Genomic DNA, 12129 nt, shown 5'->3' on the forward strand with positions numbered 1-12129 from the left:
GCCGGATAACGGATGGCTGAGCACATTATTTATCCTCACCCGAAATGCTGTCAGGCAACGCAAGCCCTGAGTTTTCCAGCACCATCTTCTGCGGTACGGCCAGCGGAATGTTTGATGCCCGTAGCCGCTTGATGATCTCAAACAGCAGATCGCTCTTCGCTTCCGATACCATTCTCGGGCTACTGACATAGCCCGTGACGCTCAGCACCATGCCCGTTGGGTTCAACTGACTGAACTTCACTGACGGTGCGGGTGTTTCCAGAATCGCATCATGGCCGATGTAAGCGTCCAGTAACAGTGTCCGGACTTCTTCAGGGTCGATATCCAGCGGGAACGTCAGCGCCAGCGTGGCAACCCCAAACGGGTTCCCCATCGTAATATTGCGCACATTCTGCGAAATAAATTGGGAGTTCGGCACGATCACCGTCGAGCGATCGCCCAGCTGAATTTCCGTCGCACGCACGTTAATCCGCCGGATGTCCCCTTCAACCCCGCTGATACTGACCGAGTCTCCGACTTTCACCGGGCGCTCCGTCAACAAAATCAGGCCAGAGATAAAGTTCTTCACGATCTCCTGTAAACCAAAACCAATCCCCACCGACAGCGCGCTGACAATCCATGCCAGCTTGTTCCATTCAATCCCTAATGTCGCCAACGTCAGCAGGATAATCAGGATGTAGCCGATGTTGCTGAACAGCGTCACCAGCGATGCCCGGATTCCGCGTTCTAACGTCGTTTTAGGCAGGAATTCATCTTCCAGCCAGCGTTTTGAGGAGCGTAAAACATAAACCCCCACTACCAGAAAGAGCACGGCATTGACCAGATGAGCAGGCACGATGCTCAGCGTTTCCAGCCCTTTTCCGCCCCAGATTTCAACGGCTTTTTGCACCAACTCCAGCGGCGTAGTGGTGCCAAACGTCCCGTTCAGTAAGGCGACGGCCGCCATCAAAATTAAGAAGACTTTACCGCCAGCCGACAGGAGCAAGGTGGCCTGAGCCAAATGTCGATCGTCCAGATTGAGCGAGTTTTTCATTCGCTTGCCGCTGGCATTGTTGGGAGAAAAGAGGCTTTCGCAGATATCAGTAATAAACGTTGAGAACAAATACAGGCAGGAGAACACCATACCGATCCACACCAGCTCGAACGCAAGGAAACGAGCCAGTGAGATATAACCGATGACCAGCGACACCAGAATAGCGAACGATGTCGCCAATACAGCAAGATGAATAATGCCGGATAATGTCGAACGCGCTTCCGGCTGTTCCCCTGAATGCACCATCTGCCGACGAATCTGATCGCTTTTCAGCGTGATCGTCCCCGCAGTAAAGGCCAGGAACAGGGCAGATAAGCCGTTCACCATAATGGTTGCCGCGACCGATGTTCCCACCGTCGCCGTCACTTGTTCAATAAAACCGAAGATCAGAATAATGCCCGCGGCAACCACAGGAAACGGCTTCATGGCTTTTGCGACGGGGTTAGCAATCGCAGGTAAACGCCATGAAGGGCGCTGATTCGAAAGGAACGCGCGCCCCAAGCCAGCGATCATCGAACAGAAAATTGCCTGTCTCACCAAGGCATCAAGGAACGACACGACACGTTCTGAAGCCTCACCGTGGCGCGTAAACGTAAAGTCGATCAGATTTACTGCAATGCCGATCGTGACCACCGTTGAAATAACCGACGCCGTGGCTAAAAAACTCCGTCGTAGACGCCCTTCTGGCAGCCAGTTAATTCCCGCCCAGGCCAGACATTTCTCCAGATACCGACGCCCCGCCGAACTCATGGCCATGGCGATCAAAATCAGAAGTGCAGAACCGTAACGCCAGTCTGGCTCCCAAGCCACCGTAAAGGCGTCACTTAATTGATCCTGAAAGGTGCTCAGGCGACGTACATCCTCAGCCTGCGGGGCTACAATCGGCGCCCAGAAGCGTCCGCCCAGAATGCTACCGGAATTCAAGGCCAGCTGCGTTTTCAGCGCATTACGGCGCAGAGTCACTATTTGCGCGGACAGATTGGCCGCACCAGTGCGTAAAGCCTGAATCTGCTCGATCTGCGCATCCATTTTTGCTTTTTGCGCATTCAGACTGTTTCGCTTACGCGTCACTTCGCTGGTTTCATTAATACTGGAGCCAGACTCTGGCGCTGGCCCTAAGACATCCAACTGAGCCTGAATTTGAGCGCGTTGCGGTGTTACTGCATTAGCAAGCTCATTGGCGCTATTCACCAGCTCCTGCGTTGTGTCATTCAACGCGCCAAACTTGCTGTCGCTATTGGTGCCTGAAACCTGCTGCTTGATGTTATCTAACTGTTTTTGCAGCTTGATCAACTCGGCATCAACATTAATTTTTACTGGCGCATCGGTCTGCGCGGGCTGTGGGTCAGGATCAGAATCCGCACTCGCCGCCGATGCATAGCCAACAGGCAGCATCAACATTGCCAGCAGACAAACGCGCAAGAATGCGGATGAAAGAATGTTCATAAATCAAAAGGTTCCAAAGTTCGACAAAATAGCGGTTCCACAAATGACCAGGCGACAAACCCGGCACGTGAAAGCAGCCCACACTCATCCAAAACCCACGAATGCGGGCATAGTGTACCAACAGCGCAGGATGCAGAATACGTCCGTTCATAACTTGAAAAGAATTACTGAACGCATCTAGCAGATAAAACTGAAATTTTCATTGCTATGTGTAGTTCATGTGGACGAGGCTCGCAATTGTGCAAAAAAATCACACCAGAGAACGCGACATTCACCCAAAGTTGTACAGGGATTCACCGTATAGCGTAAATCCAGCGCCAACCCGTTGACTCACTGGGACGTGTGGGTATAATCCAGCCCACTGTTGTGACAAGCAACAGCCATTTCTTTTTTGAAATGCGCCCTTAGCTCAGTTGGATAGAGCAACGGCCTTCTAAGCCGTAGGTCACAGGTTCGAGCCCTGTAGGGCGTACCATTTTAAGTTCTCGAAACGTCCACTCAAGTCTATAAAACCCAAACAAATCAAGCAACATAGCCATATCTCAGTATTCCTACGTCTACAGCCGTCTATTGAAATCTACAATCATGTGGGGGTATATTTGGGGGTATTCGCAGGTTCAATGAAATGAGATACCCCCAAGTGAAGCTAAATGCCCGTCAGGTCGGTACTGCCAAAGGTAAAGAGAAACCCTACAAGCTGGCTGATGGTGGCGGGTTATACTTGTTAGTAAATCCGAGCGGTGCAAAATACTGGCGTTTAAAATATCGCACAGCCGGTAAAGAAAAATTATTGGCTGTGGGGGTATATCCAGATGTTTCACTTGCCGATGCTAGGGCGAAGCGTGATGAAGCAAGGCGTCTTCTAGCTGGTGGCGGAGATCCAAGTGACGATAAGAAATCTGAGAAACAAGCCAAGAAGCTAAGTGTAGATAATACTTTCGAGGCTCTGGCCAGAGAATGGCACGCATACAAACATCCGAACTGGTCAAAGGGATATTCTGAAGACCTGATGGAATCTTTCGAGAAAGATATTTTCCCCTACATTGGCAAGCGACCGATTACCGATATTAAGCCACTCGACATTCTGGAAGCCCTACGCAAACTGGAAAAGCGAGGCGTATTGGACAAAATGCGCAAAATCCGTCAGGCCTGTAGCCAGACTTTCCGCTATGCCATTGTTACCGGTCGGGCAGAGAATAACCCCGCCAGTGAGTTAGCTGGTGCGCTCGCTATACAGAAGCATAAACACTACCCACATTTAGTTGCTTCCGAATTCCCTGAATTTCTGCAATGCCTCAGTCAATACTCAGGAAGCCGAATAACCCAAATAGCAACGCGATTACTCATGCTAACAGGTGTGCGTACCATTGAGTTACGCGCCGCTGAATGGATAGAATTTGATTTAGATAATGGGCTATGGGAAGTCCCTAAAGAAAGAATGAAAATGCGCCGCCCTCACCTTGTTCCACTTTCCGAACAAGTTTTGATACTGCTTCGTCAATTACAGGAAATGACCGGTCGCTTTAAGCTCGTATTTCCAGGCAGAAATGACAGTACTAAACCAATGAGTGAAGCCAGTATCAATCAAGTAATAAAGCGAATTGGTTATCACGGAAGAGCTACAGGCCATGGCTTCAGGCACACCATGAGCACCATTCTGCATGAGCAGGGTTACAACACAGCATGGATCGAAACCCAGCTTGCGCACGTTGATAAGAATTCTATTCGCGGCACCTATAATCACGCGCAATATCTGGACGGACGCAGGGAAATGCTTCAGTGGTATGCCGACTATATGGAAGCATTGGAGAACGGTGGAAATGTGGTTCATGGCTCGTTTGGGAAACGTGCGTAACTGGATAGATAGACAGTTGTAGTATACCGCGATAGACTGCTTTAGACGAACAAAGAATAGGCTGTGTCTAGGCTGATCCCCGAAAACCCGCACACCTCTGCGGGCTGGCATAGCCGCCAAAATCAGAGGGCATGAGGTGGCGTATGCCTATTGTAGAAAACCTTCCTGATCTAACTCATTGGAAAACAGTACAGGAATTCAGTATTACTCAGGCCGCGTTATTACTATCGGGAATAGATCCTTATGATTATGTAAATGGCCTTGATGGTGTAAAAAATACCCATCATGAACGCTGGAAAATGGCTTGGGGAATATCTGAGGGTATAATAAGTGCTATTCGCCGTGGGGTGTTAACTCCGGTTCAATGCCTTGCTACTCGATGGGTTGGGGATGAGTGGAATAATCACGAGGAGCATTATGAGATTAGACCCACAGATCGTAAGCATGATATATCCAAAGATAAAACAATAATCACTCGCGACTCATTATTTGTGTGGGTTGAAAATGAGCGAGTGGATTTTGTCCGTAAATCTATACCAGTAAGACCTCGTGAGTCTATTCCTCATTGGAACGCAAAATCATCACATATCGTCATTGATATGGAAACAGATAATAATAATGAAAAAACATTATTTCTGCCAGGCTATGAACACAAATGTGAAGGGCTAGATTTTGTTGAAGAAGCCATAAAACAATTCTGGTCAACATATGATGCGGATGATCCGACTACCGCCCCAACAAAACCAGAAATAATTGAATATCTTAAAGGGAAAGGGGCATCAACTAATCTTGCCGAAGCTGTAGACTTAGTCCTTAGGCCGTTCGCAGTTAGAAAGATTGGCAGGAGAAAATCAAATAAATCATAAAGTTAATTCACACCCACCCTTATTAGTAATGGGTGGGTATTGATGGCACGGGAAGTTACCATTATTTAGTAAATCAGGGTGTATTTAACAGTTTTTTGTTGAAAATAGGTACCCATAGATAAGCATCTTGGGTGGGTGCGATAATTATTACCTCCCATCTATTTTTAATTCTCTGCAAGTGAAAATATCTCGTAAACCGCAATAGACGTTACGAGGTAAACATGTCTAATAATTTGATTCGTCTCCCTGAAGTCCAACGCCGTACCGGTTACAGTAAGGCATGGTTATATCGCCTGATGAAAGAACAGCGTTTTCCCGCCGCTATTAAGATTGGTTCTCGCTCGATCGCTTTCATCGAATCAGAAATTGACGAATGGATTGCTCAACGCATCGCGGAGTCTCGCGGGGAGGTTGCATAATGCAAATGAAAAACGCCCGTGCTACCGAGCGTCAACTTGAACAAATAAAACCTGCTGCGCAAACTAATATTGCTAGTGGACATAATAGCCAGCCAGAGCGGATAAGGCCAGTCCCTAAGAAGCATCGCGCACGGGTTTTCATGCTGCGCTCTGGCGCTGGTGGATTTACTGAGAATGACATTCTCCGGCATTGCCGCCTTTCCTCTGGCCAGAATTACGCTACTGAATTAGAACGCCTGCTTGATATTCAGTTAGAGCGTATTGACGAACTGAACACAGACGGAATCGGCAGTCACTATCGTTACCGTTTTGCAAAGCGTGATGATATTTCCCGCGTCATTCGCTTGGTAAATACCAATGCCGGTATTAACGGCCACCAGTCGCTTACCCAGCAAGAAATTAACCACATCCTGAGCCTGTACCCGAATTACGCCGCCAGCTAACGGAGCCTGATTTTATGACATCAAAAAATAATGACCTTAACGGTCAGGGATTCGCTCATCCTGAAAACAGCCAGAGCGATATTTTCAGTAATGACTTTTCCGCGATCGTCCCTGTTATTTCTGGCCGAATCTGTGGGCGTGAAAATAATATTGTTAGCGCGAAATCGTTACACACAGCGCTAGGCGCAGGGCGTGTCTTTTCCAGTTGGTTTAATGGTCGAGTTTCTCAGTACGGTTTTGTGAGAGGAACAGATTTTGACCAATTAACACCGGAACGGGTGGAAATTACTGGAGCCGGCCGCCCTGAAGTTGATTACACCATCACTTTGGATATGGCAAAAGAATTGGCAATGGTCGAGCGCAACGAGCAAGGCCGTGCCGTTCGTCGTTACTTCATTCAGTGCGAAGAAGCCCTACAGCTTAGCGTACCAGAAGTGGCCGCACGTTTCCGCCGCCAGCTAAAAGCCCGCTTGACCGCTGCAAATTACTTCAAGCCGATGTGTGCCGCATTGGAAATCGCCCGCTCTGAACTGGACAAAAAAACGCTACCGCACCACTACACCACCGAGAGCAACATGATCGCCCGCCTGGTATTGGGTGGCCTAACGGCAAAGGATTGGGCGCGGGTTAATGGTATTGCAGGAGAGCCACGCGACAGCATGAGCGCCGATCAGTTGGAACACCTTTCCTACCTTGAACAGACCAACATTACGCTGATCGAACTGGGGCTAGATTATCACCAACGAAAGGCTGAGTTAACCCGACTGTCTCAACGCTGGATGGCAAAACGTTTGGGGGTAAACCATGCGTAATGCTTCCATGCTGTTAATCAACGCTGCGCGCACTGTATGCGAAATGCGCCCGCACCATTTAGCCAACGCGATCATGCGGGCGCTGGCTGGCTATTCTTTTGATTTCTTGCGTAGCTCTGCTCTGAGCTTCCGCCCACAAGCATCCAGTACCCAGGCTGAAAAATTAGACGAGGGGTTGTCTTCTTTTTCTCTTTCTACGCTTGCGTCGATTTCCTCGATCAAGTCGTGTGGAAAACGGATTCCTTTGTACAGTGATTTATTGTTTTTGTGGCCTGTAGCCATGTTATTTACCTGTGAGAAGTGTTTTAACACCAAAAACCATACAGCAAGGTGTAAGAACAATAAAGTGTTTAAACAAAATAGCATTGACGTGTTTAAACACTATGCGTTATGGTATTTAAACACCTTATCCACAGGTGATACACAAATAACGAAGCCCAGTAGTGCGCCAACACTTACCGGGCTTCTCACCACACCGTTATTAGGAGTAACGCTATGGCTGATTCACAGTCTACCCAAACTCACCCCAAATTTATATGGCGCTTTCTGGCGCTGGGTATGTCGTCTCGCCGCATTATTCGCATTGTCGCCACTACCGAGCACGAAGCACGGGAAAAATCCCCTGCTGGCTGTGTCATGGTTTTCGCTGGTCGCCTGCCTGTTCAGGAGGTGCGCTATGTTCGATAACACCCCGTTAGAACTGGAAGAAATTATCGACCAATGCCGCGCACTGGCCTACGCCGCTGTTAATACCGATGAACCTCAAGCGCGTGAAATTCTGCTGTTTGTCCTGCAAGAACGTATCGATCACCTGTACCGCACCAGCCAGGCAGAACCAGCACAAGCGGAGGTGTCCCATGCCTAATAATGCGCAAAACGCAGCCGCTACCCCATTCAAAGGCATGGCGATGAATGCCGAGGATGCGATCACTAATATTGCCGGATTGCTGAATGCGGGCATGTTTCTGATGAACACCGAGCACCACCGTAGCGTAGGCATTGAGTTAATCGATATTGCTCATGGTTACGCCTGTGAAGTTTCTAAAGGGGGTAGCCATGCCTAACCAGACGCCAACCATAACCGCCACGCTACAAGTTATCCCTGATTTCACTGGGCGCGTTCTGGTGTACGTGAAGGACGGCAGAGCCACCAGCGACCGCCGACTATTCGATGATGAGCTGGTGGCGGGACTCGATACCTTTCTGGAGCTGGCAACCCGTGCGGGCTATCAGGTGATTTCACCGGACACAGGGGCGGCAGCATGAGCAGACAGGTTTATGAAATCCAGTGCCAGGTTGAGGAAGCGTTACAGCACGTAAAAAAATCGAAAGAGATCCTTGATATGTGGCTGAACCTCATCCCAAACGATGAAGCCCGCGAGGGTGAATCTATCCGTGTCGCTATCGTGATGGATCAGGTTATCGAAGCTATTTCCTGTCTGAATAAGGCGGAAGCGATGGGCAGCAACAAAACAGGAGAGGCACGATAGTGCGTAATATCGATTTTATCCGCAAGGTATCCGCTGCTGCTGCGGGGCGCTGGCCTGATGTGCTTTCTCAATTGGGGATCGAGGTTCCCCGCCATCCCACAACGCTGACCCCTTGCCCGGCGTGTGGCGGTACCGATCGCTTTCAGTTCGATAATCTGGAGGGGCGCGGGACATGGCATTGCCGCCACTGTGAACCGGAAGCCGGTGACGGGCTGGCGCTGGTGATGAACGTGCGCCAGTGTGCCGCAATGGACGCCGCGCAACTGGTGGCGGAGGTAATGGGTATCGATACCCGGACATGGGAACAACCCACCCGCCAGAGTGAACCGCCAACGGAAAATAACGGGCGTTCCCCTGCCGTTGAAGAAAAATCCCAACGCTTTGCCGCACGGCTGGCAACGCTGACCGCGCAGGCACAGCCGGGGGAGTCTGCTTATCTGGCTGGAAAAGGGTTAACCGGCTTTTCTTATCCGCTGCTGTCTGATGGCACCCTGCTGCTGGTGTTACAGGACGCGAACGGTACCACCATCGCCGCACAGACAATAAAACCTGATGGTAATAAGCGGCTGGTGACGGATTCCGCCAAGCGCGGGGCGTATCACGTTGTTAATGCCTCAGAACAGCCCGATACGGTGATTATTGGTGAGGGACTGGCGACTGCGTTAAGTGCTCACCTGATGCGCCCTGATGCGCTGACCATCGCCGCTATCGATGCAGGCAACATGGTGCCGGTCGCAAAGACGATGCGTGCTCTGTATCCCAATGCGCAAATCATCTTTGCCGCTGATAACGACATCGTGGCAGGTAAGCCGAACGCGGGGAAAGACTGGGCAGAAAAAGCCGCCCGCGAGGTGAACGGCTGGGTAACGTTGCCACCCACCAGCGAAAAAGCCGACTGGGATGATTACCGCCTGCAATACGGACTGACCGCCGCGACGCAGGCATTTGCCGATTCGCTCTATCCGATGTCTAGCGGTGATAAACCGACGCATGACGACCCGTTAAGGCCGCGTGTTGAGAGCCGCAAAGATGGCGTTTTCTGGCTGACTCCCAAAGTGGATAAAGACAGTGGCGAGGTGATCAATAACGAAAGCTGGCTATGCTCCGCGCTAAACGTGGTGGGCATTGGTCGGGATGAAAAAGACCAGTACCTGATACTGCGCTGGCGGGCAATCGGCGCGAACGCGGATACCACGCAGGCTATTCCCCTGGCTGATATCGGTGAGCGCGAAGGCTGGCGAACGATGAAAAACGGCGGTGTGAACGTCACCACCAAAAACAGCCTGAGGGCGATACTGGCCGACTGGCTCCAGCGCAGCGCCGTGCATGAGATTTGGCATATCGCCCATGCGACAGGCTGGCAGTGCGGTGCCTACATCATGCCGGACGGTGAAATTATCGGACAACCCGACAGGCCGGTACTGTTCAACGGTCGCAGCTCTGCGGCGGCGGGCTACACCGTCAAAGGCACCGCTGAAAGCTGGCGCACCAACATTGCGCGACTGGTGGACGGCAACTATTCCATGATGACCGGCATAGCGGCGGCGCTGTCCGCTCCGCTTATTGGGCTATCTGGTTCGGACGGGTTCGGTATCCATTTCTATGAGCAATCCAGTGCCGGTAAGACCACGGCAGCGAATGTCTCCGCCAGTCTGTACGGCAATCCTGATTTACTGCGTCTGACGTGGTACGGCACCGCGCTGGGCTTGGCGAACGAAGCCGCCGCCCACAATGACGGCCTGATGCCGCTGGATGAAGTCGGGCAAGGCGCTGACCCGGTGAGCGTGGCGCAAGCCGCCTATGCCCTGTTTAACGGCGTGGGCAAGCTACAAGGTGCCAAAGAAGGCGGCAACCGGGATTTAAAACGCTGGCGCACGGTGGCGATCAGCACTGGCGAAATGGATTTGGAAACCTTCATCGCCAGTGTGGGCAGAAAGACCAAAGCCGGGCAACTGGTACGCCTGCTGAATATTCCGTTAAGCAAGGCGATGCGCTTTCATGAACACAACAACGGCAAACAGCACGCCGATGCGCTGAAAGATGCCTACCAGCAGCACTACGGCGCAGCCGGGCGCGAGTGGATTAAGTATCTTGCCGACCACCCGCAACAGGCTATCGAGGCCGTGAGAGCCGCCGAAATGCGCTGGCGCGGGTTAATTCCATCTGACTATGGCGAACAGGTTCACCGCGTGGCCGCTCGCTTTGCCGTGATGGAAGCTGCGCTATCGCTGGGCAAGGTTATTACTGGCTGGGATGAGCAGACGAGCCGCGACGCGATACAGCACAGCTTCAATGCCTGGGTACGTGAATTCGGTACCAGCAACAAAGAGCACCAGCAAATTATCGAGCAGTGCGAAGCGTTCCTGAATGCGTGTGGGTTAAGCCGGTTCGCACCGTTGCCTTACGACCGCACCAGCCTGCCTATACGGGATTTGGCCGGATACCGTGAACGGGGCAAACATGACGATGCGCCGATGGTGTTCTACACCTTCCCCGCCGCGTTTGAGGGCGAAATTGCCAAAGGGTTTAACGCCAAGCAGTTTGCCGAAATCCTGCGCGGCGCGGGGATGTTGACCCCGCCCACCAGCGGGCGCGGCTATCAGCGTAAGTCTCCGCGTATCGATGGACGGCAGATAAACGTCTACGTCCTTCAGTATCGCCCGGAGGACGGCCAGCCAGAATAGGATTACTTCACACACGTAGAGAGTGTGTTGGTTCAGTTAGTTCAGTTGGTTCAATGTGTAAAGATGATTGTTATGTAAGGAAAATATTTTCCATGTTGAACCAACACTGAACCAACAAACGGGCATTTTGAACCAACAGCGATAAATGGCTGAGGGGAGGAAAACAACCATGACAGCACAGATTTCCGCTTATGGTCGCCTGGTGGTGGACGTGCAGAGCCGTACCACCAGCAACGGTAACACGATGAGTTTCACCCGTATGGCGGTACCGCTGCCCTGTCAGAAGGCAGAGAACGGCGAGGCCACTTTCTGGCTGGCGGTGACGGCCTTTGGCAAACAGGCAGACGCGCTGGCGAAACACCAGAAAGGCGACATGATGAGCGTATCGGGCAACATGCAGATCACCCAGTGGACAGACGGCCACGGTAACGCGCAGACCGGTTATCAGGTAATTGCCGATAGCGTGGTAAGCACCCGCACGGTACGACCCGGAGGCCGTAAAGGTGCAGCAGGCCAACCCACTGACGCGCTACGCCGCGCACACGAACAAAGCGCACAGGGTAACAGCCGTCACGCACCAGATTTCAGCGATGATGCTCCATTTTGAGGAATGCCACGATGACAGAGAACACACGTACCGTATTGCGTCTGAAGCGTGCCACCGTGAACAAGGTGACAACGCCGGGACATGTCACAGCTAAATCCTCACAGGCAACGGACAAAACAAGCAATAAGCAGCACCGCAAGAACCGGAAAAAACTCGAACGGCTGGTTTTACTCTGGCCGGATGCGTTCAATCTGGAAAATCCCCACCCGTTGGCTATCGGGATCGATAAGGCGCTGGCGGCAGATATTGAACGCCGCCAATTATCCGGTGCGGGTTCGCTGCGTTTTTCGCTGGGGCTGTATGTCCACCGCTCTGCTTACATCAAAGTGCTGGCCGCTGGTGGACAACGCTACGACCTGAACGGCAAGCCTCTGGGGGAAGTCACCGCCGAACAGCAGGAGCGTGCCAGAGCGCAACGCAAGCAGAAAACCGCCCTGCGCACAGAGGATGCAAAATGCGACTGACGCAGACACA

General features: G+C 51.7%; 15 protein-coding genes and 1 tRNA gene. 14 read left to right on the top strand and 2 right to left on the bottom strand.

Going from position 1 to position 12129, the window contains the following annotated elements; translation table 11 throughout:
- Positions 1 to 25: 25 nt before the first annotated feature.
- The gene (locus QWJ20_RS15880; protein ID WP_120358460.1) at positions 26 to 2479 is read right to left on the bottom strand and encodes a DUF3772 domain-containing protein; all 2454 of its coding nucleotides are present in this window, start codon (positions 2477 to 2479) and stop codon (positions 26 to 28) included.
- A gap of 398 nt (positions 2480 to 2877) precedes the next feature.
- Between QWJ20_RS15880 and QWJ20_RS15885 the strand changes: the two genes are divergently transcribed.
- From QWJ20_RS15885 to QWJ20_RS15910, 6 genes are all read left to right on the top strand, one after another.
- Positions 2878 to 2954: transfer RNA gene (locus QWJ20_RS15885), tRNA-Arg, on the top strand.
- Positions 2955 to 3119: 165 nt separating this feature from the next.
- The gene (locus QWJ20_RS15890; RefSeq protein WP_433993085.1) at positions 3120 to 4334 is read left to right on the top strand and encodes a tyrosine-type recombinase/integrase; all 1215 of its coding nucleotides are present in this window, start codon (positions 3120 to 3122) and stop codon (positions 4332 to 4334) included.
- A 143-nt stretch (positions 4335 to 4477) separates the two neighbouring features.
- Positions 4478 to 5200: a hypothetical protein gene (locus QWJ20_RS15895; RefSeq protein ID WP_433992974.1), complete on the top strand. Its 723-nt coding sequence runs from the start codon at positions 4478 to 4480 to the stop codon at positions 5198 to 5200.
- Positions 5201 to 5421: 221 nt separating this feature from the next.
- Positions 5422 to 5619, top strand: coding sequence for a helix-turn-helix transcriptional regulator (locus QWJ20_RS15900; protein ID WP_433992975.1), 198 nt, complete (start codon positions 5422 to 5424; stop codon positions 5617 to 5619).
- Positions 5616 to 6062 (top strand): hypothetical protein, encoded by a 447-nt coding sequence (locus tag QWJ20_RS15905; RefSeq protein WP_433993086.1) that lies wholly within the window; start codon positions 5616 to 5618, stop codon positions 6060 to 6062. Before QWJ20_RS15900 ends, QWJ20_RS15905 begins: the two co-directional genes overlap by 4 nt.
- Before the next feature lie 14 nt (positions 6063 to 6076).
- Positions 6077 to 6874, top strand: coding sequence for an antA/AntB antirepressor family protein (locus QWJ20_RS15910; RefSeq protein ID WP_433992976.1), 798 nt, complete (start codon positions 6077 to 6079; stop codon positions 6872 to 6874).
- A 90-nt stretch (positions 6875 to 6964) separates the two neighbouring features.
- On the opposite strand, the gene QWJ20_RS15915 is transcribed toward QWJ20_RS15910, so the two are convergent.
- Complete coding sequence (locus QWJ20_RS15915; protein WP_433992977.1) at positions 6965 to 7156, bottom strand: YlcI/YnfO family protein; 192 nt, start codon at positions 7154 to 7156, stop codon at positions 6965 to 6967.
- Between the two features lie 213 nt (positions 7157 to 7369).
- Between QWJ20_RS15915 and QWJ20_RS15920 the strand changes: the two genes are divergently transcribed.
- From QWJ20_RS15920 to QWJ20_RS15955, 8 genes are all read left to right on the top strand, one after another.
- Positions 7370 to 7561, top strand: coding sequence for a host cell division inhibitor Icd-like protein (locus tag QWJ20_RS15920; protein ID WP_233958183.1), 192 nt, complete (start codon positions 7370 to 7372; stop codon positions 7559 to 7561).
- The gene (locus QWJ20_RS15925; RefSeq protein WP_127156103.1) at positions 7551 to 7739 is read left to right on the top strand and encodes a hypothetical protein; all 189 of its coding nucleotides are present in this window, start codon (positions 7551 to 7553) and stop codon (positions 7737 to 7739) included. The genes QWJ20_RS15920 and QWJ20_RS15925 overlap by 11 nt, the downstream gene beginning before the upstream one ends.
- Complete coding sequence (locus QWJ20_RS15930) at positions 7732 to 7938, top strand: hypothetical protein (RefSeq protein ID WP_433992978.1); 207 nt, start codon at positions 7732 to 7734, stop codon at positions 7936 to 7938. Before QWJ20_RS15925 ends, QWJ20_RS15930 begins: the two co-directional genes overlap by 8 nt.
- Positions 7931 to 8140 carry a hypothetical protein gene (locus tag QWJ20_RS15935; protein WP_433992979.1) on the top strand — a complete coding sequence of 70 codons (210 nt, stop codon included), beginning with the start codon at positions 7931 to 7933 and terminating at the stop codon, positions 8138 to 8140. Before QWJ20_RS15930 ends, QWJ20_RS15935 begins: the two co-directional genes overlap by 8 nt.
- Positions 8137 to 8364, top strand: coding sequence for a hypothetical protein (locus tag QWJ20_RS15940; RefSeq protein WP_433992980.1), 228 nt, complete (start codon positions 8137 to 8139; stop codon positions 8362 to 8364). The genes QWJ20_RS15935 and QWJ20_RS15940 overlap by 4 nt, the downstream gene beginning before the upstream one ends.
- Positions 8364 to 11048, top strand: a complete 2685-nt coding sequence (locus QWJ20_RS15945) for a DUF927 domain-containing protein (RefSeq protein ID WP_433992981.1) — start codon at positions 8364 to 8366, stop codon at positions 11046 to 11048. Before QWJ20_RS15940 ends, QWJ20_RS15945 begins: the two co-directional genes overlap by 1 nt.
- A gap of 169 nt (positions 11049 to 11217) precedes the next feature.
- Positions 11218 to 11655 (top strand): single-stranded DNA-binding protein, encoded by a 438-nt coding sequence (locus QWJ20_RS15950; protein WP_433992982.1) that lies wholly within the window; start codon positions 11218 to 11220, stop codon positions 11653 to 11655.
- Positions 11656 to 11666: 11 nt separating this feature from the next.
- Positions 11667 to 12119 (top strand): ProQ/FINO family protein, encoded by a 453-nt coding sequence (locus tag QWJ20_RS15955; RefSeq protein WP_433992983.1) that lies wholly within the window; start codon positions 11667 to 11669, stop codon positions 12117 to 12119.
- Positions 12120 to 12129 lie beyond the last annotated feature (10 nt).

The sequence above is a fragment of the Pectobacterium sp. S5 genome, assembly GCF_051707265.1.
GTDB lineage: Bacteria > Pseudomonadota > Gammaproteobacteria > Enterobacterales > Enterobacteriaceae > Pectobacterium > Pectobacterium polare.